This window comes from Streptomyces sp. NPDC042201 (assembly GCF_055582185.1).
In genome coordinates, this window is the sequence record NZ_JBVJDS010000017.1 from 34368 (window position 1) to 57863 (window position 23496).

Sequence of the window (23496 nt, forward strand, 5' to 3'; positions counted from 1 at the left end):
GATCAACCCGTCGGCTCAATCCCTCGGCCGGGTCTTCCGGTTCAGTCCCGTACGCCCCGGTGCAGCGCCACGACCCCGCCCGTCAGATTCCGCCATGCCACCTTGGACCAGCCCGCCCCTTGCAGCCGCGCCGCGAGGGCGGGCTGGTCCGGCCAGGCGCGGATCGACTCGGCGAGATAGACGTACGCGTCGGGGTTGGAGGACACGGCACGCGCGGTCGGCGGCAGCGCCCGCATCAGATACTCCGTGTAGACGGTCCTGAACGGCGCCCATGTCGGATGCGAGAACTCGCAGATCACGACCCGGCCGCCCGGCTTCGTCACGCGGTACAGCTCGCGCAGCGCGAGATCCGTGTCGTGCACATTGCGCAGGCCGAAGGAGATCGTCACCGCGTCGAAGACCTCGTCGGCGAACGGCAGCCTCGTCGCGTCCCCCGTCGTGAACGGCATCCACGGGTGCCGCTTCTTGCCCTCCCGCAGCATGCCCTGGGAGAAGTCGCACGGCACGACGTACGCGCCGGTCGCGGCGAACGGCAGCGAGGAGGTCGCGGTGCCCGCGGCCAGGTCGAGGACCTTCTCCGCCGGGCGCGCGTTCACGGCCTTGGCGACCTCCTTGCGCCACAGCCTGGCCTGGCCCAGCGAGAGCACATCGTTGGTGAGGTCGTAGTTCGCCGCCACGTCGTCGAACATCGAGGCGACTTCGTGCGGCTGCTTGTCCAGGGATGCTCGGGTCACCCGTCCATTCAAGCAGTACGGCTCCGATGTCCCTACGCCCGCCGGTGTACGAGCCGTCCGTCGAGCGCCGTGGCCAGGCACCGGCCGTCCGCCGCGAAGACCGCGAAGTCCGCGGGCCGGGCGCGGATCAGGGCCCGGGTGGGTACGGCGGGCGGCGGCGCCGGATACCAGCGGATGCCGGACCGTTCGACGGCCGCGCGGACCGGGGCCCGGTCGAAGGGGCCCGCGATCAGCACCGTGCCCCGTGCGAGCAGCCGCTGCACCCCGCGCCGGGCGCTCGCGCCCCAGCGGGTGTCGGTCATGTCCAGGGCGGCGAGGGCGTCACCGGTCAGCGGCTCGGTGCCGAGTGCGTCGGCCTCGCGCGGGTCGGGCCAGTAGGCGGCCTCCAGCAGGGCCGCGCCGTCGCGTTCGTACCGCCCGGGGGTCAGGACGCCGTCCCACTCCCGGACCCGGGCGCGCTCGCCGTACGCGGCGAACAGCTCCTCGTACGGGCCGACGGCGGCGAGACTTCTTCCCTCGACGACCACCGCGTGCCCGAGGTCCGGGTCGGCGTCCTCGGTGACCCGGACCCCGAGCGGCCGGTGGATCGTCAGCACGGCGGCGTCAGTTGGCGCTGAGCAGCTTCAGCTCCGGGTGGGCCGTACCGCCCTCGATCGCCGTCGACGAGATGTGCGAGACCACGCGGTCGTCGACCGGGTCGTTCGCCGGGTCGTCGTGCACGACGAGGTGCTCGTACGTCGTGGCGCGCTGCGCCGGGACACGGCCCGCCTTGCGGATCAGGTCGATGATCTCCAGGCGGTTGGAGCGGTGCTTGGCGCCGGCCGAGGACACCACGTTCTCCTCCAGCATGATCGAGCCGAGGTCGTCGGCGCCGTAGTGCAGCGACAGCTGGCCGACCTCCTTGCCCGTGGTCAGCCAGGAGCCCTGGATGTGCGCGACGTTGTCGAGGAAGAGACGCGCGAGCGCGATCAGGCGCAGGTACTCGAAGAGCGTGGCCTGCGTCTGGCCCTTCAGATGGTTGTTCTCGGGCTGGTAGGTGTACGGGATGAACGCGCGGAAGCCGCCCGTCCGGTCCTGTACGTCGCGGATCATCCGCAGGTGCTCGATGCGCTCGGCGTTGGTCTCGCCGGTGCCCATGAGCATCGTGGACGTGGACTCGACACCCAGTCCGTGCGCCGTCTCCATGATCTCCAGCCAGCGCTCGCCGGACTCCTTGAGCGGCGCGATGGCCTTGCGCGGCCGCGCGGGCAGCAGCTCGGCGCCGGCGCCCGCGAAGGAGTCGAGACCGGCCGCGTGGATGCGCTGGATCGCCTCCTCGACGGAGACCTTGGAGATCCGGGCCATGTGCTCGACCTCGGAGGCGCCGAGGGAGTGGATGACCAGCTGCGGGAAGTCCTTCTTGATCGCCGCGAAGTGCTGCTCGTAGTACTCGACGCCGTAGTCCGGGTGGTGGCCACCCTGGAACATGATCTGCGTACCGCCGAGCTCGACGGTCTCCGCGCAGCGGCGCAGGATGTCGTCGAGGTCGCGGCTCCAGCCCTTGGCGGTGTCCTTGGGCGCGGCGTAGAAGGCGCAGAACTTGCAGGCCGTCACGCAGACGTTGGTGTAGTTGATGTTCCGCTCGATGATGTACGTCGCGATGTGCTCGGTGCCGGCGTACCGGCGGCGGCGTACGGTATCGGCGGCCGCGCCCAGCGCGTGCAGCGGCGCCCAGCGGTACAGGTCGAGCGCCTCCTCGGGGGTGATGCGCTCACCTGCGGCGGCACGATCAAGGACACCAGTGACATCTACGGACGTAAGGTCGGCCTTCTCGGTCACCGGGGCGGGTCCTTCCCAAGGGGGCTATAACGACCGATCCAGCGTACGCCAGGGATCGCGGCGCACTGCGGGCGCCATGTCCAAGGCCGGGGCTCACCGCCTGGTTCGCCGTCCGGTTCACGCCTGGTTCACTGCCGGGTGAGCGTGCCCGTCGGCGTCCCGGCGGCCTCTTCGCCGGACTCGAAGCGCAGGGTGTCGTCACCGGTGAGCGTGAAGGTCAGTTGGGCCCGACCCCCCGTACATACGCCGGCGGTACCGGGCTTGTCCGGATCGACCCGCTCTTCGACAAGCAGCTGACGCGAGGTGCCCGAGACGAGCGTGCCCACGCCGTGGCACTCCGCCTCGACTCCGAGGACGGAGAGGGAACTCGTCGTACGGACCACGTCCTCGCCCTTCGCACCCTCGCTGAACACGGCGGTGTATTCGCCGTGCGTGACGCCGCTGCGTTCGCTGGTCGGCCCCTTCCAGCTGCCGATGAACTCCTTCGGCACGTCGACGGCCGAGCCCGCGTCGGACGCCGGCTCCGAGGACGCGGGGCGGGGCGGCCCCTGGCTGGCGGAGTCGTTGGAGCCGTCCGGCACAAGGCCGAGGAGGTACACGCTGCCCACCATCACCGCGGCCAGCGCGCCGGTCACCGCCAGGGCCACCGTGCAGCTCACCTTGCGGCCACGGCGGCCCGCGCCGGTACCGCCCGTGCCTTCCGCGTCGCCCGCGTCGCCCGTTCCGGTGTCTGCGGTGAACGAAACGGCGATCCGGCGGTCGGACGCATCGGACCTGCCGGACGTACGCGGATCAGGGGGCGAATCGAACGGCACAGGCTCCGTCCGTACGGGCGCCACCGCCTCCAGGTCCAGCAGCCGGACCGCCGCCCTGCTGACCTCCTCGACCAGCGGTCCCGGCAGCCAGCCCGCCGCCACCAGCCGGCCGGCCCCGTCGGGGGCGAGCCGGCGCGCGACCTCCCGCGGAGCGGGGCGCGCGGACGGATCCTTGGCGAGGCAGTGCGCGACCAGTTCCCGCAGATCGCCCCGCACGGCGCCCAGTTCGGGCTCCTCGTGCACCACCTTGTAGAGCAGCGCGGCCGAGGAGTCGCCCGGGAAGGGGCTCTCGCCCGACACGGCGTACGCGAGCACCGCGCCCAGCGAGAAGACATCGGCCGCGCCGGTGACGCTCTTGCCGAGGATCTGCTCGGGCGACATATAGCCGGGCGAGCCGACCGAGACACCGGTCGAGGTGAGTGAGGCGGTGCCGTCCGTGGCCCGGGCTATCCCGAAGTCGATCAGCCGCGGCCCGTCGAGGGCCAGCAGTACGTTCGACGGTTTGACGTCCCGGTGGACGAGCCCGAGACCATGAACCGCCTCCAGGGCCTCCGCGAGTCCGGCGCCCAGCGCCCGTACGGAATGCTCGGGCAGCGGCCCGTGCGCCGCGACCGCCTGGGTCAGCGAGGGGCCCGACACATAAGCGGTGGCCACCCACGGAACGGCTGCCTCCGGATCGGCGTCCAGCACCGCCGCCGACCAGCGGTGCCCGGCCGCGCCCGTGCCGACCCGCCGCGCGGCGTCCACCTCGCGCCGGAAGCGGGCCCGGAACTCCTCGTCCGTCGCGAAGTGCGGATGGACGACCTTGACCGCGACCGTACGACCGCCCTCCGAACGGGCGAGATAGACCCTGCCCATCCCGCCCGACCCCAGACGTCCGAGCAGCCGGTAAGGACCTATGACCGTCGGCTCGCCCGCCCCCAGCGGCTGCATGCCCCGTCCCCCTCAAAAGTCCCGTGGACCTGTACCCAGCAGACTAGGGGCGGCGGTTGGCTCAGGGGGGGTCAGGGCGTGAGCAGTTCGACATTCACATCGGCCGGGAACCCTGTCGTCGGCCCGGTCCTGAGCGCGAACTCCCGTACGCCGGCCAGCTGGTCGGGACCGAAGCGGAAGTCGAGCGTCGTGAAGTAGCGCTCCAGCAGCTCCGCGTCGAAGGACTCCCAGCGCGCCGCCTGCTTCGCCACCTGCGTGACCTCCTCCAGGGAGAGATCGCGGGACGCGAGGAACGCCTCGTGCACCTTCCGTACGACCTCCGGCTCACGCGCCAGATAGTCCTTGCGCGCCGCCCACACCGCGAAGACGAACGGCAGCCCGGTCCACTTTTTCCACATCAGCCCGAGGTCATGCACCTGGAGGCCGAGCCGGGGCGCGTCGTGCAGCGAGGCACGCAGCGCGGCGTCGCCGATCAGGACGGCCGCCTCCGCCTCCTGCATCATCAGGCCGAGGTCGGGCGGGCAGGTGTAGTAGTCCGGCCGGACCGCGAACTGCTCGTTCAGCAGCAACTGCGCCAGCCGTACCGAGGTACGGGACGTGGAGCCGAGGGCCACCCGGGCACCGTCCAGCTGGTCCAGCGGCACCTGCGAAACGATCACGCAGGACATGACGGGTCCGTCGCAGCCGACCGCGAGATCGGGGAATGCGACAAGCTCATCGGCGTTGCGGAGGAATTCGACCAGGGTGATGGGGGCGATATCCAGATCGCCCCGCACCAGCTGTTCACTCAGCTTCTCCGGCGTGTCCTTCGTCAGTTCGAGATCGAGAAGGGTTCCGGTCCTGGCGAGCCCCCAATAAAGGGGAAGGCAGTTCAGGAACTGGATATGGCCGACGCGGGGCCGGCTACGGCTCTGTCCGGCTCCGGCGGGTCCATCGGCGCCGGCGGCTCCGGCCGGTGCGCCGGCTCCGGCGGCCTTGGCCGCGCCCGCTTCTACTGCTTCTGCCGCTGCGTTTTCTACTGGACTGTCCACATCGCGAGGCTAGACCCGCGGCGTGCGGTGGGCAGCCCCGGGGCACGGTTCGTCAGCACGTCAGGACCCCTGTCAAACGTCCGGGTGAAGTGATCTTTCCCTCTATCGCTGTGCACACGCTGCGTGCTAGGCTCGCCGCAAGTTGCAGTTTGGTTTCCCTTGCAGTACAGAGCCTGCGGAGCATGTAACCCGCAGGCTTTTGTAGTTTTCAGACTTCTTTGCAGGTTCTGGAGCAGGGCAACCCTTTGGCCCAAGGAGGGCTTATGGCTACCGGAACCGTCAAGTGGTTCAACGCTGAAAAGGGCTTCGGCTTCATCGCCCAGGACGGCGGCGGCCCGGATGTCTTCGTCCACTACTCCGCGATCAACGCGACCGGCTTCCGCTCCCTCGAGGAGAACCAGGTCGTGAACTTCGACGTCACCCAGGGTCCGAAGGGCCCCCAGGCGGAGAACGTCACCCCGGCCTAGTTGCCCGGTCAGGTGATCGCGAACAACGTGAGTAGCAGTACCCAAGGAGCCCTGTTTCCCCCACTCGGGTGGGGAAAACAGGGCTCCTGCCTCACTTCGGGTACAAGCTCTCGATCTCCGCGGCGAAGTCCTCCGCGATCGACGCCCGCTTCAGCTTCAGGGACGGCGTCAGATGGCCGGCCGCCTCGGTGAAGTCCACCGTCAGGACGCGGAACCGGCGGATGGACTCGGCGCGGGAGACCAGCCGGTTGGCCTCGTCTATCGCGCGCTGGAGCGGTCCGCGCAGATCCTCGTCCTCGACCAGCGCGTCCAGCGGGACGTCCTGCTTGTTCCTCATCTGCCGCCAGTGGGCCAGGCCGTCCTGTTCGAGAGTGATCAGGGCCGTGATGTACGGACGGTTGTCGCCCAGCACCATGCACTGGCTGATCAGCGGATGCGCGCGCAGCCAGTCCTCCAAGGGGGACGGGATGACGTTCTTGCCGCCCGAGGTGATGATGATGTCCTTCTTGCGGCCGGTGATCGTGAGATAGCCGTCGTCGTCCAGCGCGCCCAGGTCCCCCGTCGCGAACCAGCCGTCCTCGGCCCCCGCCTCCCGTACCGCCTCGCCGCGCTGCGCGTCCCAGTAGCCCGCGAACAGCTGGCCCCCGCGCACCAGCACCTCCCCGTCGTCGGCGATCCGTACCGCCGTGCCCGGCAGCGGCCAGCCCACCGTGCCCAGCCGGGGCTTGAGCGGCGGGGTGACGGTCGACGACGCCGTCGTCTCCGTCATGCCGTACCCCTCGAAGATCTCGATGCCCGCCCCCGCGTAGAACGCGGCGAGCCGGCGCCCCAGCGGGGAGCCGCCGCAGACCGCGTACTTCACCTTGCCGCCGAGGGCGGCGCGGATACGCCGGTAGACCAGCGGGTCGTACAGCGCGCGAGCCGCCCGCAGCCCGAGGGAGGGTCCAGGTCCTGTGCCGTGTTCCGCCGCCTCCACGGCCTGCCCGTACAGCTTCGCGATCTTCGACGCGCGGTCGAAGGACGAGGCGCGGCCCATCTTCTCGGCGGTGGCGCGGCCGGTGTTGTAGACCTTTTCCAGGACGTACGGGATGGCCAGCAGGAACGTCGGCCGAAAGGCCCCCAGGTCCCGGATCAGGTCCTTGGTCTTGATCGAGGGCGCGTGTCCGAGCCGTACCCGCGCGCGCAGACAGCCGATCGCGACCATCCGCCCGAAGACATGCGAGAGCGGCAGGAACAGCAGCGTGGAGGCGGGCTCCTTGCTCACCGACTTGAAGACGGGGTGGAGCAGCTCGATGGCGTTGTCCACCTCCGCGAAGAAGTTCGCGTGGGTGAGGACGCAGCCCTTGGGGCGTCCGGTGGTCCCCGAGGTGTAGATGAGAGTGGCGGCGGACTCCGGGGTAAGGCCGGCGCGGCGCGTGGTGACGGCCTCGTCCGGGAGGTGGGCGCCCGCGCGGCGCAGGATGTCGACGGCGCCCGTGTCGAACGTCCACAGATGGGTGAGACCGGGCAGCTGCTTGCGTTCCTCGCTGATGAGCCGCGTCTGTGGCAGATCCTCCACGGCGCACGCCACCGCACCCGAGTCCTGGAGGATCCAGCGGGCCTGGAAGGCGGAGGAGGTCGGGTAGATGGGAACGGTGATCAGGCCCGCGGCCCAGGCCGCGAAGTCGAGGAGGGTCCACTCGTAGGTCGTATTGGCCATGATCGCGAGCCGGTCGCCGGGGAGCAGCCCCTCCGCGATCAGCCCTTTGGCGACGGCCCGGACGTCGTCGGCGAACGCGGCGGCCGTGATGTCCTGCCACTGCCCCTCGGCCCCCTTGCGGCTGATGACGGCCTCGTCCGGGGCCTCGCGGGCGTTGTCGAAGGGGATCTCGGCGAGTGAACCGCGCCGGACGGGCGGGACGAGCGGCGGTACCGAGACCTCCCGGACCGTCCCGTCCACCCATACCTTCTCGGGCTCGACCAGCACGAGGGACGGGGCCGGGACATCGGCGGAGGGGACATCGGCGGACGAGGCGTCGGCGGACGGGGCATCGACGGACATGGCAGCGGACACAGGGTAAAAGCTATGACCGTGCGGCGAATCAGGACAGTGGCCGGACCGCTATCTGCACGTCACCGGCACAGCACCCGCTGACCGTGACCATCTGACCTGCGGACCGACGGAGACCGGCGCCCCCCGTCGTGAGACCGGGGGGCGCTGCGGTGCGAGGCGGCTGAACGATCAGGCGGCGACGGGCACGTTCGCCCTGGGCTCGGCCTCGCGGCTGTCGAAGTCGTCCACCGGTGAAGCCGAGGCGGAGTTGTACTTGTCGTGGTCGAGGATCTTCTCCCGCGCCGCGACGATGACCGGCACCAGCGCCTGGCCGGCGACGTTCGTGGCCGTACGCATCATGTCCAGGATCGGGTCGATCGCCATCAGCAGGCCCACGCCCTCCAGCGGGAGGCCCAGCGTGGAGAGGGTCAGGGTCAGCATGACCGTCGCGCCGGTGAGGCCGGCGGTGGCCGCGGAGCCGACGACCGAGACGAAGGCGATCAGCAGGTAGTCCTGGATGCCCAGCTGGACGTCGAAGATCTGCGCGATGAAGATCGCCGCCAGCGCCGGGTAGATCGCGGCGCAGCCGTCCATCTTGGTCGTCGCGCCGAACGGCACAGCGAAGGAGGTGTACTCCTTCGGGACGCCGAGGCGTTCGGTGACCCGCTGGGTGACCGGCATCGTGCCGACGGAGGAGCGGGAGACGAAGGCCAGCTGGATCGCGGGCCAGGCGCCCTTGTAGAACTGGAGCGGGTTGACCTTGGCGACCGTCGCGAGCAGCAGCGGGTAGACGCCGAAGAGGACGAGCGCGCAGCCGATGTAGACATCCGCGGTGAAGGTCGCGTACTTGCCGATGAGGTCCCAGCCGTAGTCGGCGATGGCGAAGCCGATGAGGCCGATCGTGCCGATCGGGGCGAGCCGGATGACCCACCACAGGGCCTTCTGGAGCAGTTCGAGCACGGCCTCGCTCAGCGTGAGGATCGGCTTGGCCCTCTCACCGAGCTTCAGCGCGGCGATACCGGCGACGGCGGCCATGAAGACGATCTGCAGGACGTTCAGTTCGGTGAACGGCGTGATGACGTCGGTCGGCACGATGCCGGTCAGGAAGTCGATCCAGGAGCCGGAACCCTCGGGGGCCTTGCCGTCCTTCGGGGTGAGGCCGGTGCCCGCGCCCGGGTTGGTGATCAGGCCGATCGCCAGGCCGATGGCGACCGCGATCAGGGACGTGATCATGAACCAGAGCAGGGTACGGGACGCCAGCCGGGCCGCGTTGTTGACCTTGCGCAGGTTGGTGATCGACACCAGGATCGCGAAGAAGACCAGCGGCGCGACGGCCAGCTTCAGCAGCTGGACGAAGATGCTGCCGACCTTGTCGAGCGTGGTGTACAGCCAGCCGATGTCCTGGCTGCGGGCGAGCCAGCCGAGCAGGACGCCGAGGACCAGACCGGCGACGATCTGGGCCCAGAACGGGACCTTGGGTATACGGGAACCGGAAGAGCCGGAACCGGCCGGCTTCTCGGTCGTGGCGGGCGCGGAGTTCGCGGACACGAACACACTCCAGACGTGACGTATCGGGGGCATACGGGGACAGGGGTGCGGCGCTCGTGCTTCAGAGGAGGCGCCGCTGCATGATGCCGGGTCAGACCACGCGGCAACAGACCGCGGACATACAGCGGCAGAGATCGACATGCAGGCGTGCCACGAGCGGGATGCCCGCATCGTGGCGGGGACGCACTGCTGTCTTCATGGCAATCACGTTAACACTCGGCCTTTGACAGGCTCAAAGCATCGCTTTGGGGAGGAAGGGACGGCGCGGGGCGCGAAAGCCCTGGGAAACACAACACCCCAGCGCCGGAAGGACAGTTCCGGAGCTGGGGTGTCGTACCGAAGGCAAGGGTGTGAGGAAGCTTACGTGGCGCTTACCGCACGGAGCAGGGACTCGCTCACCCGAGGGCGCCGTCCTCCTGGGACCGGTTGGCGTCCAGCTTGGCCTTGGCGCCGTCGACCTTGGTGACGATCTGCGCGGACATCTCGTCGCGCTGCTTGCGCAGCAGTACAAAGCTGAGCGGCGCCGAGATGACGATGGCGAGCAGCAGCACCCAGATGAAGTTGGAGTCGCCGAGCCCCTTGGGCAGCGCGCCGACCTGGACCAGGCCGGCGACGACCAGGAAGCAGCCGGCGAAGATGCCGAGGCGCATCGCGGTGTAGCGGATGGTGGCGCTCGTCTTCGCAGCGGTCACAGCGGGCCTTCTCTCTTCCTGGCGTTCAGATGTCCTGGCGTGCCCGAACAGTGAAGCACGCCCCGTTCAGTACTGATTAAGGGGGAGCAGCATCGTGATGTCGTCGCGGTCGTCACCCGGGGCGACGCGGATCGCGTCGGGCACGCGCCCGACCTCCTTGTAGCCGCACGAGGCATAGAACCTGTCCACGCCCGTGCCGCCGCGGCAGGTGAGCCGGATCGCCTCGATGCCCTCGAAGCCGCAGGCGGCCTCCGCGGCCGCCGCCATGAGGTCGCGGCCGTACCCCTGGCCCTGATGGCCGGGGTGGACCATCACGGTGTAGAGCCAGAGCCAGTGCCGCATCAGCCGGTGGGTGTTGAACGTGAGGAACGCCGTCGCGGCGACGGCGCCCTCCTCGTCGTACCCGACCAGCAGCCGGCAGTGGCCGTCGGCCATGGCCGCGAGGTGCTTGATCACCTCGGGCCGGATGTCGTCGGCCGTCACCGGCGGTACGAATCCGACGGCGCCGTCGGCGTTGGAGACGTCCACCCAGAGGGCGACGATGCCGTCGCTCAGGGCGCGGTCCACCGCCGGATCCAGTTCGAATATGAGCGCCACGCCGGATCCTCAGACCCGCATCGGCTGCGGGGACTCGCGGCGGCCGGCGTCCGGCCCCGGGTACTCGCGGATGATCTCGTAACGGGTGTTCCGCTCCACGGGCCGGAAGCCCGCGTCGCGGATGAGGTCGAGCAGATCGTCACGGCCGAGCTTGTTGGGCGTGCCGTAGTTGTCCGCGTCGTGCGTGATCTTGTACTCGACGACCGAGCCGTCCATGTCGTCCGCGCCGTGCTGCAGCGCGAGTTGGGCGGTCTGGACGCCGTGCATCACCCAGAACACCTTGACGTGCGGGACGTTGTCGAAGAGCAGCCGGGAGACCGCGAAGGTCTTCAGCGCCTCCGCGCCCGTGGCCATCGTCGTACGGGCCTGAAGGCGGTTACGGATCTTGCCGTCCTTCATGTCCACGAAGTCGTGCTGGTAGCGCAGCGGGATGAAGACCTGGAACCCGCCGGTCTCGTCCTGCAGTTCACGCAGCCGCAGTACGTGGTCGACGCGGTGGCGGGGCTCCTCGATATGCCCGTACAGCATCGTCGCCGGGGTCTTGAGCCCCTTCGCGTGCGCGAGCCGGTGGATGCGCGACCAGTCTTCCCAGTGGGTGTTGTGGTCGACGATGTGCTGCCGGACCTCCCAGTCGAAGATCTCGGCGCCGCCGCCGGTCAGCGATTCCAGACCGGCCTCGATCAGCTCGTCGAGGATCTCGGAGGCCGACAGCCCCGAGATCGTCTCGAAGTGGTGGATCTCGGTGGCGGTGAACGCCTTGAGGGAGACCTGCGGGAGGGCCTCCTTCAGCGCGCTGAGCGAGCGCGGGTAGTAGCGCCACGGCAGCGTCGGGTGGAGGCCGTTGACGATGTGCAGCTCGGTGAGGCTCTCGCCCTCCATCGCCTTGGCGAGGCGGACGGCCTCCTCGATGCGCATCGTGTACGCGTCCTTCTCGCCCGGCTTGCGTTGGAAGGAGCAGTAGGCGCAGGACGCGGTGCACACGTTCGTCATATTGAGATGACGGTTGACGTTGAAGTGCACGACGTCGCCGTTCTTGCGCGTCCGCACCTCGTGGGCGAGACCGCCGAGCCAGGCCAGGTCGTCCGAAGCGTAGAGGGCGATGCCGTCCTCGCGGGACAGCCGCTCCCCGGCCCGGACCTTTTCCTCCAGCTCGCGCTTGAGCCCCGCGTCCATATCCGGCCGCCTCCCCTACGTCTACCAATCGGGCCTGTCGAGCCTACGCCCCCCGGCGGACGGAACCGACGCGGCCCTCCGGTCCGCCGGCCGCCGGTCCGCCGCCCGGGGAGCGGTCCCGTCACTCCTCGGGCAGTACTCAGATCACTCCTCGGGCGATCACTCCTCGGGCAACTCCCCGACCCGGTCCTCCCACTTGGTGGAGAGCACGATGGTCGTACGGGTCCGGGAGACGCCCTTCGTGCCGCTCAGCCGGCCGATCGTCTTCTCCAGACCGTCCACATCGCTCGCCCGCACCTTGAGCATGTACGAGTCGTCGCCCGCGATGAACCAGCAGTCCTCGATCTCCCCGAGATCGCGCATCCGGCGGGCCACGTCCTCGTGGTCGGCGGCGTCGGAGAGCGAGATGCCGATCAGCGCCGTGACCCCGAGGCCGAGCGAGGCCGAGTCGACCGTGGCGCGGTAGCCGGTGATGACGCCGGCCGCTTCGAGACGGTTGATGCGGTCGGTGACGCTGGGCCCCGAGAGCCCGACGAGCCGGCCGAGTTCGGCGTACGAGGCCCTGCCGTTCTCTCTGAGGGCCTGGATGAGCTGCCTATCCACGGCGTCCATAGTCCTGAAGCCTTCCATTATTCAGCGATCTCGCAAGTTTACGTGTAGAATCTAAGGCATGCAGGGCTGAAGCCCTGCGAATCTTTCAAACGATCAACGATGATTCATCGACTGTCAGGAGTGGACTTCACCGTGTACACGATCGAGATGGCCTACGCCCATATGCGCTCGCTGCAGGAGCTGGCCAACCGCTCGCGTGCCCACCAGCCGGCCGCCGCACAGCGCGTCGACCAGGCCAACCGACCCGCGCGCCGCGCCAAGAAGCGCTGACCAACGCGTCGGACGGCGCGGGTTCCGACCCATCCGTCAGGCCTGTCACCTCTCATCACCGCGAGAGCCCCCCAACTCTCCCTCCCAACGGCGGTACAGCCGGTGCGGCACCCCCGCCGCGTCCAGCACCCGCCCCGCGACGAAGTCCACCAGATCCTGGATGTGCGTCGCCCCCGCGTAGAACGCCGGAGAGGCGGGCAGCACCACGGCGCCCGCCTCGTCCAGCGTCACCAGATGCTTGAGCGTCTGCCCGTTCAGCGGCGTCTCCCGCACCGCGACCACCAGCGGGCGCCGCTCCTTGAGCGTCACGCTCGCCGCCCGTTGCAGCAGATCCTTCGACAGACCGAGCGCGACCCCCGCCACGCACGCCGTGGACGCGGGCACGATCAGCATCCCCTTGACCGGATACGACCCCGAGGACGGCCCGGCGGCCAGATCGCCGGCGCCCCAGTGCCGTACGTCCGCCGTCCCCTCCCCCGTATCCTCCGCCTCCGCCGTATCCGCCGCCGCCGGCAGGTGCGGGGTGAAGGTGTCCGGCTTGCCGTCCGCGCCCCGCGCCAGCCAGGTACGCAGATCGTCCCGCCAGTACGCGTCACGGAAGGCGATCCCCGTCTCGTCGAGCAGGGTCAGCCGCGACGCCCGGCTGACCACGAGATCGACGCTCTCACCGGCGTCCAGCAGCCCCCGCAGCACGGCCGCGGCGTACGGCGTCCCGGAGGCGCCGGAAACACCGACGACCCAGGGCCGCCGCGGCTGTCGCGGGCTCTGCTGGTCTGCGTACTGTCCGGGCTTCACGCGTCCGAGCCTATCCGGCGGCCCCGGGCAGGAACCGGCGACCGTGCCCCGGACGTTCCCCGCACGGGAGCATGTGGACGGCCACGGCTGCCGCGTACCGCTCCGGCACGTCCATCCAGGTGCTGCCACGGACCGCAGGGGGCTTCGATGTCGTATCCGACCGTCAACCCGACGGCGCAGAGCAGGACCGGCCGGGTGAAGACGGCCGCGGCCGTGATGACCGGCTGGGTCGCGCTGCTCTGGGTGCTGGAAGTGGTCAACACCGCGACCGGCGCGCTCGACACCTACGGGCTGAGCCCACGGCGGTTCGGCGAGCTGCGCGATGTCATCCCGATGGCTTTCCTGCACCACGGCTTCGACCATCTCGCGTCCAACACCGTGCCGCTGCTGATCCTCGGATTCCTCGCCGCGCTGAGCGGCGTCCGCCGCTTCGCGGCCATGGTCCTCACGATCATGGTCGTCGGCGGTCTCGGCGTCTGGCTCACCGCCGCCGACCACTCGATAACGGCGGGCGCCTCGGGCGTCGTCTTCGGCCTGCTGGGCTATCTGCTGGTCCGCGGTTTCGCGAACCGCAGCGCGGTGGACATCGTGGTCGGCCTGCTGGTCCTCGCGGTCTACGGCTCCGCCCTCTGGGGCGTCCTGCCCACCAACCCGGCCATCAGCTGGCAGGGCCATCTGTTCGGACTGATCGGCGGGGTGCTCGCGGCGTTCCTCTTCCGCAGGAAGCGGCCCGCGGCCGCGCTCATACCCTGACCGCGGCGACCCGGCCGATGGTCCCCGCCCACGGCCGGACTGTCAGACCGTCAGGCCACGCACCAGGAGGTCGAGCAGCGCGCAGGCGAACAGCGCGATCCCGATGAAGCCGTTCACGCTGAAGAACGCCCGGTTGAGGCGGGACAGATCGTGCGGCTTCACGATCGTGTGCTCGTAGAGGAAGGCCCCCACGACGATCACCAGCCCGGCCCAGAAGAACACCCCGGCGCCGGTGGCCAGCGCGTACCAGACGAGCAGGATCGTGGTCACGACATGGGACGCGCGCGCTCCGTACAGTGCGGCCGGGATGCCGAAGCGGGCCGGCACGGACAGCACCCCGTGCGCGCGGTCCGCCTTGACGTCCTGGCAGGCGAAGATCAGATCGAAGCCGCCGATCCAGATCCCGACGGCGAAACCCAGGATCACCGCGTCCCAGGACCACTGCCCCGTGACCGCGATCCAGGCACCGACCGGGCCTATGGCCTGGGCGAGGCCGAGGATGGCGTGCGGGAAGTTGGTGAACCGCTTCCCGTACGGATAGACCACCATCGGGATCACCGCGATGGGTGCGAGGGCGAGACAGAGCGGGTTGAGTGCCGCGGCGGCCGCGAGGAAGACGACAACGGCGACCAGCGCGCCCGTCCAGGCGGACCGTACCGACACCGCGCCCGTCACCAACTCGCGTCCGGCGGTGCGCGGATTACGGGCGTCGATCTCGCGGTCGATGATGCGGTTGCAGGCCATCGCGAACGTACGCAGCCCGACCATGGCGATCGTGACCAGCAGCAGCCGGACCCAGTGGATGTTCCCGTCGTCCTGGAACATCGCGGTGAGCGCGGCGATATAGGCGAAGGGCAGCGCGAAGACCGAGTGCTCGATCATCACGAGCCGCAGGAAGGCCTTGGTGCGGCCCGGCTGCGGTACTGCTGCGGCGGCGCTGGTCACAGCCCGTACTCCCTCCACCGGCGGTCGACTTTCGCCGCCGTCTCCGGGTCGGACTCGACCATCTCCGGCCAGCCGCCGTCCCGGGTGTACCCCTCCTCGGGGAGCTTCCTCGTCGCGTCGATCCCCGCCTTGCCGCCCCAGAACTGCTGGTAGGAGGAGTGGTCGAGATGGTCGACCGGCCCCTCGACGACGGTGAGGTCACGCGCGTAGTCGGTGTTGCCCAGCGCCCGCCAGGACACCTCGTGCAGATCGTGGACATCGCAGTCCGCGTCGACAACCACGATCAGCTTGGTCAGCGACATCATGTGCGCGCCCCAGATGGCGTGCATGACCTTCTGCGCGTGCTTCGGGTACTTCTTGTCGATCGAGACGATCGCACAGTTGTGGAAGCCGCCCGACTCCGGCAGGTGGTAGTCCACGATGTCCGGCACGATGATCTTCAGCAGCGGCAGGAAGAACCGTTCCGTCGCCCGTCCCAGCGGTCCGTCCTCCGTCGGCGGCCTGCCGACCACGATCGACTGGAGCAGTGGCCGCTTCCGCATCGTCACGCAGTCGATGGTGAGCGCAGGGAACGGCTCCTGCGGCGTGTAGAAGCCGGTGTGGTCCCCGAACGGGCCCTCGGGGAGCGTCTTCCCCGGCTCCAGCCACCCTTCGATGACGACCTCGGCGTTGGCCGGCACCTGAAGGGGCACGGTCTTGCAGTCGACCATCTCGATCCGCCGGCCCTGTACGAAGCCCGCGAAGAGGTACTCGTCGATATCGCCGGGCAGCGGCGCGGTGGAGGCGTACGTCACGGCCGGCGGACACCCGAACGCGATGGCGACCGGCAGCCGTTCCCCGCGCTTCGCGGCCACCTGGTAGTGGTTGCGGCTGTCCTTGTGGATCTGCCAGTGCATCCCGATGGTGCGCCGGTCATGGCGCTGGAGCCGGTAGAGCCCGAGATTGCGGACGCCAGTCTCTGGGTGCTTGGTGTGCGTCAGACCGAGGTTGAAGAAGGACCCGCCGTCCTCCGGCCAGGTGAACAGCGCGGGCAGCTGGTCGAGGTCCACGTCGTCCCCGGTGAGGACCACCTCCTGGACCGGTGCGTCCTTGATCTTCTTCGGCGGTACGTGCGCCATCGCGCCGAGCTTCCCGAAGGCCTCGCGCATCCCCATGAAGCCCTGTGGCAACTCGGGCTTGAGCAGACCGCCGATCTTCTCGCTGATCTCGCTGTACGACGTGAGGCCGAGCGCCTTGAGCAGCCGGCGGTCGGTGCCGTACACATTCATGGCCAGCGGCATGGCGGAGCCCCTGACATTCTCGAAGAGCAGCGCGGGCCCGCCGGCCTTGTTGACCCGGTCGACGATCTCCCCGACCTCCAGATACGGGTCGACTTCGGCCTTGATGCGCTTGAGGTCACCCTCGCGCTCCAGCGCCCGGAGGAGTGAGCGGAGATCGTCGTAAGCCATGCGGTCCAGTATCGGCCACTCGCTACCCTGGACTTGTCACGGGGGCCGTTGAACCGGCCTCGATCTCCACATGCAGGGGGACCTCCATGCTTCGGGTGCTGATGATTCTGGTGCCGTTGGCTCTCAGCATCTACGCCTTCATCGACTGCATCACCACCGATGAGAAGGAGATCCGCTATCTCCCCAAGCCCATCTGGGCGATTCTGGTGCTGCTCTTTCCGCTGGTCGGTTCCATCTCCTGGCTGATCGCGGGCCGGGACCGTACGACGGCGGTGCGCCGCGGCGGATGGGTCGCGCCCGACGACAACCCGGACTTCCTCAACTCCCTCAAGGAGGACAAGGACAGCAAGGGAACCGGCAGGAAGAGCGACGACGGCAAGGGTGTTCGGGGCGACACGCCCACCGGCACGCCGCCCGCCTCGCCTTCCTCCTCGCCCTCCGCCTCGCCGCGCGACGACCAGGAGGCGGCCTCTCATCTGGAGCAGTGGGAAGCGGATCTGCGGCGGCGCGAAGAGGAGATCGAGCGCCGCGAGAAGGGCGGCGACGCCGCGGACGACACCCCGCCGAAGCCCTGAATCCCCGGGACCGCCGCATGGACCGCTTCCCCGTGGACCGCTTCCCCTTGGACGCGGCACGGGCACGGGAATGGCTGGCGACCGCCGTCGCCGAGGCGCGGGCCGGGCTGGCCGAGGGCGGGATTCCGATCGGCGCGGCGCTGTACGGCGCGGACGGGACGCTGCTCGGCCGGGGTCACAACCGCCGTGTCCAGGACGGTGATCCGTCCCTGCACGCCGAGACGTCCGCCTTCCGCGCGGCCGGGCGGCAGCGCTCGTACCGGGGTACGACCATGGTGACGACGCTCTCACCGTGCTGGTACTGCAGCGGCCTGGTCAGGCAGTTCGGGATCTCCCGGGTGGTGATCGGCGAGGCGGAGACCTTCCACGGCGGTCACGACTGGCTGGCGGAGCACGGTGTGGAGATCGTGCTGCTCGACGACCCCGAGTGCGCTGCCCTCATGCGGGCCTTCATCGCGGACCGCCCGGAGCTGTGGAACGAGGACATCGGCCAGGACTGACGGAGGCGGGTCTGTACGGCCGCGCGTCACACGCCCGCGTAGGAGTGCTTGCCGTTGACGAAGATGTTCACGCCGTAGTAGTTGAACAGCCAGCAGCCGAAGGCGATCAGCGCCAGATATGCGGCCTTGCGGCCCTTCCAGCCGGCGGTGGCGCGGGCGTGCAGGTAGCAGGCGTATGCCACCCAGGTGATGAAGGACCAGACCTCCTTAGGATCCCAGCCCCAGTAGCGGCCCCAGGCGTCGCCCGCCCAGATCGCGCCCGCGATGATCGTGAACGTCCAGAGCGGGAAGACAGCGGCGTTGACGCGGTATGCGAACTTGTCGAGCGTCGCGGACGCGGGGAGCCGCTCCATGACGGAGGTGGCGAAGGAGCCGGGCTCGCGGCCGGCGGTGAGGTTGGACTCGTACCGCTCACGGAAGAGGTACAGGAGCGTGGAGACCGCGCCGACGTAGAAGACCGCGCCGCAGAAGATCGCGGTGGAGACGTGGATCCACAACCAGTACGAGTGAAGGGCGGGAACCAATTGGTCACTGTCGGTGTACAAGACAGTGACAGCGAGCCCGAGATCGAGGAGGACCGTGGTGACGAGCGGCAGCCCCATCCAGCGGACGTTCTTCTTCAGCGCGAGCAGGGTGAGATACACCCCGACGGCCACGGTGGAGAAGGTGATGCTGAATTCGTACATGTTGCCCCACGGCGCCCGCTGCACGGACATCGCGCGGGCGACCACACCGGCCGCCTCGATGGCGAAGGCGAGGACCGTGAGGGACACAGCCACCCGGCCGTACAGATCGCCCTGCGCGTCACCACCGTGCGCGCCGGGGCCGTCCGGAAGGTCGCGGGAGCCGGCCGCGGAGCGGGTGATGATCTTCGGCCGCTCCAGGACGGCCGTGCCGCCGTCCTTCTGGGCGACCTGGACCTTCACCGAACCAGCGGTGGACGCCTCGCCGTCGCCGGTGAGGGCCGCCGCGGTCCTGGCGACCTTGCTGCGGCTGCCGAACAGCCACTCGGCGATATGGGCGAAGAAGGCCAGCATGTAGACGGCCATGGACGAATAGATCAGCACATTGCTGGTCTGTGCCAGGCTCTCATTGGTTGCTGCGGCGGCGAGATTCACTTCTCAGCCCCTTCGACAGTCTCTTCTGCGGGATCAGGCGCGGTGGGCGCCTCTGAATTGAGGGTGATGGCCAGATCGGCCAGTTCCTCAGGGAGTTTGGCGGACTCGCTGCGGCCGAGTCCCGCCATCTCGACGACGGTGACGCCGTCGGCGCCCCGCACGGCCCGGACCCAGACCCGGCGCCGCTGGATGAAGAGCGAACCGGCGAGGCCCGCGATGGCGACGATCGCACCGGTGAGGGCCCAGGAGTTGCCGGGCTGCTGCGAGATCTGGAAGCTCGCCCACTCCTTGACGCCCTTCTCGAAGGTGATCGATCCTGCGCCGTCCGGCAGCGTGAGCTTGTCGCCCGGCAGCAGGGTCTTCTTCAGGACATTGCCCTTGGCGTCCTTGAAGGCCTTCATCTTGTTGGTGTTCAGCTGGTACACGTTCTGCGGCAGCCCCGAGTCGACGCCCAGACTGCCGTGGTACGCGCCCACATTGAGCACCGGGAAGTCCAGCGCGGGGAACCGCGAGAACATCTGCCCCGAGCCCTTCCCGCCGTAGGTCGGCACGAAGAACGCGGCGAAGCCCAGCTGGTCCCGCTTGCCGTTCTTGTCGCGGTAGCCGTCCATCACCTTGATGGCGCCCGTGGACGAGACGTTGTTGTCGATGGGCAGCAGCGGGACCGCGCCCTTGAAGACCTCCTGGCCGCGGCCGTCCCTGACGGTGACGACAGGGGCATACCCGTGCGAGATCAGATAGACCTTCGAGCCGTTGACGCTCAGGGGCTTGTTGACCTCGATGGCCGCCTTACGTTCCTTGCCGCCGGCGTCCGCGGTGTAGCGGATGTCGGCCCGGAAGGTGCGGGGGGTGCCCAGCTGCGGCCCGCTGCGCTCGTAGGTCCCGACGAATTCGTCGAGGGTGAAGCTGAAGGGGGCGAGGTTGTCCAGGTCGAACAGGGAGCCGGACTTGAAGTCGTCGTACTGCGTGAGGGTGTTGGAGAAGCCGTCGCCCTCGACGATCAGCTTGCCGCCCTCGGACTTGAAGAGCTGTCCGGTGGCGAAGGCCACCAGCATCACGATCAGCGCGATATGGAAGAGCAAGTTGCCGGCCTCGCGGAGGTAGCCCTTCTCGGCGGCGACCGCGTCGCCGACGGTATGGGCGCGGAAGCGGCGCTTCTTCAGCATCGCGAGCGCCGCCTCGCGGGCGGCCTCGGGCTCGGCCGTGGTGCGCCAGGTGGTGTACACGGGCAGCCGGGTGAGCCGCTTGGGCGCCCCCGGCGGGCGGCCGCGCAGCTGGCCGACGAACTGCCAGGTGCGCGGGACGATACAGCCGATGAGGGAGACGAACAGCAGGATGTAGATCGCGGAGAACCACACCGAGCTGTAGACGTGGAAGAGCTGGAAGGTGTCGTAGATCGGCGCGAGTGTCTGATGCCGGCCCTTGAAGTCCTGCACCTTGAGCTCGTCGACGCCGGCCTGCGGGATCAGCGAACCGGGGATGGAGCCGAGGGAGAGCAGGAAGAGGAGGATCAGCGCGATGCGCATGGAGGTGAGCTGCCGCCAGAACCAGCGGATCCAGCCGACGATCCCGAGGGTGGGGCCGCCGATGGCGGTCTCCTCACGGGGAGCGGTGGAGAGCTGCGCCCCGGCATCGCCCAGCTCCCGGGCGTCGCGGGCGTCCCGCGTCTCGGAGGCGTCCCCGGTCTCGGGGGCGGCTCCGTCGGCCGCAGCTGCCTCCGCCGTGCCGCCGGTCTCTGTCTCGTTCGTGGAAGCCCTGCTCATGGACGCCTTGCTCATGGAACTAGATCCCCACCGTGAAGCCGTTGGACCACGACTGCATCTCCTGCACGATGCCGTCCCACGCGCCGGTCAGCAGCAGCAGACCGGTCGCGATCATCATGCCGCCGCCGATCCGCATCACCCAGACGTAATGGCGCTTGACCCAGCCGAAGGCACCCAGCGTCTTGCGGAAGGCCACCGCCGTGAGCACGAACGGCACGCCGAGGCCCAGGCAGTACGCGACGGTCAGTATGGCCCCTCGGCCGGCGCTCGCCTGTTCGAACGCGAGTCCGTTCACGGCGGAGATGGTCGGACCGAGACACGGCGTCCAGCCGATTCCGAAGAGCGCGCCCAGGACGGGGGCGCCCGCGAGGCCGGTCACCGGACGCTTGTGGAGGCGGAACTCACGCTGGGTGAGCCAGGGCATCTTCCCCATGAAGAACACCCCCATGAGGATCATCAGTACGCCGAGCACCTTGGAGAGGGTCTCCCGGTACTCCTGCAGCGTCGAGCCGAAGTAGCCGAAGAGCGCCCCGCCCGAGACGAAGACCGCGGTGAAGCCGATCACGAACAGCGTGGCACCGACGGCCATCCGGCCCCGTCTGGCCTCGGCGAGATCGGTGCCGGTGACGCCGGTCACGTACGAGAGATAACCGGGCACGAGCGGCAGTACGCAGGGGGAGAAGAAGGAGACCAGCCCGCCCAGCAGCGCGATCGGCAGCGCGAGCAGCAGCGCTCCGCTGCGGACCGTCTCCTCGATGCCGGGGGTCGCGGCGAGAACCTGCACGGGATCACTTCTCCGCGATCAGCGGGTCGATCATCATGCGCAGGGCCTCCGCGTCGAGCGCCTTCAGCGCGCGGGCCGCGATCTTCCCGTCCCGGTCGAGCACGATCGTGGAGGGGACGGCCTGCGGATTGAGAGTGCCCTTGGGGAAACCGCTGACGATGAGCTTGCCCACCGGGTCGTACAGACTCGGGAAGCTGACGGCGAAGTCCTTCTCGAACGCGAGCGCGTTGCCCTTGTTCCCGTCCCGGGTGTTGATCCCGACGAACGCCACGCCCTTGGACTCGGTCTCCTTGGCGACCTTCACCAGGTGCGGCACCTCGGCGCGGCAGGGCCCGCACCATGAGCCCCAGACGTTCAGCACGACGATCTTGCCCTTGAGGTCGCCGATCGCGAGCTTCTCGCCGTCGAGGGTCTGCCCCGCGATCTCGTTCACCGGCTTGCGGTCGGCCTTCGCGACGGTGGAGATGCCACCGGTGTTCGTCACGAAGTTGGTGTCCCCACCGCCGCCCGATGTGCCACCGCCGGTGCACGCCGAGAGCGCCAGCCCCGCCGCGACGACCATGACCGGCAGAACGGCGCGGAGTCGACGGTCGGAGCGGCGTCGGGGAGAGCGGCCTGAGTTCATGTGAAAAGTTTCGCATGGGCGTTTCGGGGATCTTGCGCACCCCCCTCGATGCCCGGATAGCCCCTTGTCAGGCCGCCTTAAAGAAAGCGTTCCAACCACCGGCCGGGGACTGTCCGACCTCCAGGGTACGGAGCTTGGCGAGTACGGCGGGGTCCTGGACGTCGAGCCAGTCGGTGAACTGGCGGAACGACACCAGCCGCACATCCTTCTTGCCCGCCATGCCCTTCAGGGCTTCCTCGACGGCGTCCATATAAATCCCACCGTTCCACTGCTCGAAGTGGTTTCCGATGAAGAACGGCGCGCGATTCGATTCGTAAGCCCGGCGAAAACCGGCGAGATAAGCGCCGGTGGCCTGCTCACGCCAGCCCGGATAGCGCGAGGGAATTCCCTTGGTCGAATTCTGTGACTGATTGGCAAGGATGTTGTAGTCCATGGAGAGGACTTCGAAGGTGTGCCCGGGGAAGGGGATGCCCTGGAGAGGAAGATTCCAGATGCCCTGCAGCTTGTCCGGCCACTTCTGGGTGCCGCCGGGGGAACTGGCGTCGTAGCGCCAGCCGAGCTTCCTCGCGGTCGGCAGCAGGTGGTCCTGGCCGAGCAGACAGGGCGTACGGCCGCCGATCAGTTCCTTTCGGTAGTCGAAGGGCAGCGGATCGAGGTCGGTCCAGCCGCTGTTCGTACGCCACTCGGTGACGAAGGACACAGCCTGGTCGATCTCACTGCGCCACTGCTCCGGGGTCCAGTGGTCCACCGAGCCGGAGCCGCCGCAGAAGTGCCCGTTGAAGTGCGTACCGATCTCATGGCCGTCCAGCCATGCCTGACGGACGTTCTTGAGGGTTTCCTTGATGTGGTCGTCGGTGAGGTAGCCGATGTCGGAAGCACCGACGCGATTGTTCGGCGGCCGGTAGAGCGTCTTCTTCGATTCGGGCAGCAGATAGACGCCGGAGAGGAAGAACGTCATCGCCGCGCCATGGTCCTTGGCGACGTCGAGGAAGCGCGGGAAGAGGCCGTTGCCGACCTCGCCCGCACCGTCCCAGGAGAAGATCACGAACTGCGGCGGGGTCTGGCCGGGTTCGAGCGGGACGGGCGGGGGCGGCTGGTGCGGCTGTTTTCCTGTGTCGGAGGTGGAACCGTCCCCGATGAGCCGGACCTCTTTGCCTGTGGGACGGGCACTGCCCGTCGCGCCTCCGCCGTTACCTCCGCCCTTGCCGACCTCCGACCGGTGTGGCCCGCCCTGTCCGGTGGTGCCGCAGCCCGCGATTCCCATCGCGCCCGCGGCCCCAATTCCGGCTCCGAGCAGACCCCTTCGGCTGATGTGCCGCATACAGTTCCCATCTGCGCTCGCTCGTCCGCCTGCCGCTCATACGAGTCTTACAAGCGGCAACAGGTGGGATGACGTACCGAACACACAGGTTCCAGGAATTGTCATATCTTTACTTATGTAACGGCAGATGTGACAGAACCCGTCGAC

General features: G+C 68.9%; 24 protein-coding genes. 5 read left to right on the forward strand and 19 right to left on the reverse strand.

The features are described 5' to 3' along the window. Positions 1-41: 41 nt before the first annotated feature. The 5 genes from ACZ6MZ_RS31035 to ACZ6MZ_RS31055 form a co-directional block, all read right to left on the reverse strand. Positions 42-734 (reverse strand): demethylmenaquinone methyltransferase, encoded by a 693-nt coding sequence (locus ACZ6MZ_RS31035; protein ID WP_389785960.1) that lies wholly within the window; start codon positions 732-734, stop codon positions 42-44. Between the two features lie 32 nt (positions 735-766). Continuing rightward, positions 767-1330: a hypothetical protein gene (locus ACZ6MZ_RS31040; RefSeq protein ID WP_469355750.1), complete on the reverse strand. Its 564-nt coding sequence runs from the start codon at positions 1328-1330 to the stop codon at positions 767-769. Between the two features lie 7 nt (positions 1331-1337). Continuing rightward, a complete protein-coding gene (mqnC, locus tag ACZ6MZ_RS31045) occupies positions 1338-2552 on the reverse strand; it encodes a cyclic dehypoxanthinyl futalosine synthase (RefSeq protein WP_384185864.1) in 1215 nt (404 codons plus the stop codon). 128 nt (positions 2553-2680) lie between these two features. After that, entirely contained in the window at positions 2681-4300 is a 1620-nt protein-coding gene (locus tag ACZ6MZ_RS31050; RefSeq protein ID WP_469355752.1) for a serine/threonine-protein kinase, read from the reverse strand. Between the two features lie 71 nt (positions 4301-4371). After that, positions 4372-5184, reverse strand: a complete 813-nt coding sequence (locus ACZ6MZ_RS31055) for a menaquinone biosynthetic enzyme MqnA/MqnD family protein (RefSeq protein ID WP_469355854.1) — start codon at positions 5182-5184, stop codon at positions 4372-4374. A 410-nt stretch (positions 5185-5594) separates the two neighbouring features. Between ACZ6MZ_RS31055 and ACZ6MZ_RS31060 the strand changes: the two genes are divergently transcribed. Then, positions 5595-5798, forward strand: coding sequence for a cold-shock protein (locus tag ACZ6MZ_RS31060; protein WP_017948713.1), 204 nt, complete (start codon positions 5595-5597; stop codon positions 5796-5798). Positions 5799-5889: 91 nt separating this feature from the next. Here the strand turns inward: ACZ6MZ_RS31060 and ACZ6MZ_RS31065 are convergent, their stop codons facing one another. The 6 genes from ACZ6MZ_RS31065 to ACZ6MZ_RS31090 form a co-directional block, all read right to left on the reverse strand. Beyond that, positions 5890-7839 (reverse strand): AMP-dependent synthetase/ligase, encoded by a 1950-nt coding sequence (locus ACZ6MZ_RS31065; protein ID WP_469355755.1) that lies wholly within the window; start codon positions 7837-7839, stop codon positions 5890-5892. A gap of 180 nt (positions 7840-8019) precedes the next feature. Next, positions 8020-9378, reverse strand: coding sequence for a dicarboxylate/amino acid:cation symporter (locus ACZ6MZ_RS31070; protein WP_469355757.1), 1359 nt, complete (start codon positions 9376-9378; stop codon positions 8020-8022). A gap of 395 nt (positions 9379-9773) precedes the next feature. Then, positions 9774-10070 carry a DUF4229 domain-containing protein gene (locus ACZ6MZ_RS31075; protein ID WP_384185872.1) on the reverse strand — a complete coding sequence of 99 codons (297 nt, stop codon included), beginning with the start codon at positions 10068-10070 and terminating at the stop codon, positions 9774-9776. A gap of 66 nt (positions 10071-10136) precedes the next feature. Then, positions 10137-10667, reverse strand: coding sequence for a GNAT family N-acetyltransferase (locus tag ACZ6MZ_RS31080; RefSeq protein WP_384185875.1), 531 nt, complete (start codon positions 10665-10667; stop codon positions 10137-10139). 9 nt (positions 10668-10676) lie between these two features. Further along, positions 10677-11840, reverse strand: a complete 1164-nt coding sequence (mqnE, locus tag ACZ6MZ_RS31085; RefSeq protein ID WP_384185877.1) for an aminofutalosine synthase MqnE — start codon at positions 11838-11840, stop codon at positions 10677-10679. Positions 11841-11999: 159 nt separating this feature from the next. Continuing rightward, complete coding sequence (locus tag ACZ6MZ_RS31090) at positions 12000-12452, reverse strand: Lrp/AsnC family transcriptional regulator (protein ID WP_384185880.1); 453 nt, start codon at positions 12450-12452, stop codon at positions 12000-12002. A gap of 99 nt (positions 12453-12551) precedes the next feature. Here ACZ6MZ_RS31090 and ACZ6MZ_RS31095 point away from each other — a divergent pair, with 99 nt between their 5' ends. Next, entirely contained in the window at positions 12552-12722 is a 171-nt protein-coding gene (locus tag ACZ6MZ_RS31095) for a hypothetical protein (RefSeq protein ID WP_469355861.1), read from the forward strand. Positions 12723-12767: 45 nt separating this feature from the next. Here ACZ6MZ_RS31095 and ACZ6MZ_RS31100 read toward each other — a convergent pair whose 3' ends face one another. Continuing rightward, positions 12768-13517: a UbiX family flavin prenyltransferase gene (locus ACZ6MZ_RS31100; protein ID WP_469355761.1), complete on the reverse strand. Its 750-nt coding sequence runs from the start codon at positions 13515-13517 to the stop codon at positions 12768-12770. Between the two features lie 147 nt (positions 13518-13664). On the opposite strand from ACZ6MZ_RS31100, the gene ACZ6MZ_RS31105 reads away from it, so the two are divergent. Further along, positions 13665-14270, forward strand: coding sequence for a rhomboid family intramembrane serine protease (locus tag ACZ6MZ_RS31105; RefSeq protein ID WP_469355763.1), 606 nt, complete (start codon positions 13665-13667; stop codon positions 14268-14270). A 42-nt stretch (positions 14271-14312) separates the two neighbouring features. Here the strand turns inward: ACZ6MZ_RS31105 and mqnP are convergent, their stop codons facing one another. Next, positions 14313-15215 (reverse strand): menaquinone biosynthesis prenyltransferase MqnP, encoded by a 903-nt coding sequence (mqnP, locus tag ACZ6MZ_RS31110; protein ID WP_389676214.1) that lies wholly within the window; start codon positions 15213-15215, stop codon positions 14313-14315. Continuing rightward, on the reverse strand, positions 15212-16663 hold the full coding sequence (locus tag ACZ6MZ_RS31115; protein WP_384185891.1) for a menaquinone biosynthesis decarboxylase: 1452 nt from the start codon (positions 16661-16663) through the stop codon (positions 15212-15214). The genes mqnP and ACZ6MZ_RS31115 overlap by 4 nt, the downstream gene beginning before the upstream one ends. An 86-nt stretch (positions 16664-16749) precedes the next feature. Between ACZ6MZ_RS31115 and ACZ6MZ_RS31120 the strand changes: the two genes are divergently transcribed. Next, complete coding sequence (locus tag ACZ6MZ_RS31120; protein ID WP_389785974.1) at positions 16750-17238, forward strand: PLD nuclease N-terminal domain-containing protein; 489 nt, start codon at positions 16750-16752, stop codon at positions 17236-17238. Positions 17239-17255: 17 nt separating this feature from the next. Further along, entirely contained in the window at positions 17256-17738 is a 483-nt protein-coding gene (locus tag ACZ6MZ_RS31125; protein ID WP_469355766.1) for a nucleoside deaminase, read from the forward strand. Between the two features lie 26 nt (positions 17739-17764). Here ACZ6MZ_RS31125 and ccsB read toward each other — a convergent pair whose 3' ends face one another. The 5 genes from ccsB to ACZ6MZ_RS31150 all read right to left on the reverse strand — a co-directional run bounded on the left by ccsB (position 17765) and on the right by ACZ6MZ_RS31150 (position 23349). Then, a complete protein-coding gene (ccsB, locus tag ACZ6MZ_RS31130; protein ID WP_384185899.1) occupies positions 17765-18856 on the reverse strand; it encodes a c-type cytochrome biogenesis protein CcsB in 1092 nt (363 codons plus the stop codon). Then, on the reverse strand, positions 18853-20634 hold the full coding sequence (resB, locus tag ACZ6MZ_RS31135) for a cytochrome c biogenesis protein ResB (RefSeq protein ID WP_469355768.1): 1782 nt from the start codon (positions 20632-20634) through the stop codon (positions 18853-18855). The genes ccsB and resB overlap by 4 nt, the downstream gene beginning before the upstream one ends. A 4-nt stretch (positions 20635-20638) precedes the next feature. Then, complete coding sequence (locus ACZ6MZ_RS31140) at positions 20639-21403, reverse strand: cytochrome c biogenesis CcdA family protein (protein WP_469355770.1); 765 nt, start codon at positions 21401-21403, stop codon at positions 20639-20641. A gap of 4 nt (positions 21404-21407) precedes the next feature. Beyond that, positions 21408-22028, reverse strand: coding sequence for a TlpA family protein disulfide reductase (locus ACZ6MZ_RS31145; protein ID WP_469355772.1), 621 nt, complete (start codon positions 22026-22028; stop codon positions 21408-21410). Between the two features lie 67 nt (positions 22029-22095). Continuing rightward, entirely contained in the window at positions 22096-23349 is a 1254-nt protein-coding gene (locus ACZ6MZ_RS31150; RefSeq protein ID WP_469355774.1) for a polysaccharide deacetylase family protein, read from the reverse strand. Positions 23350-23496: the final 147 nt, after the last annotated feature.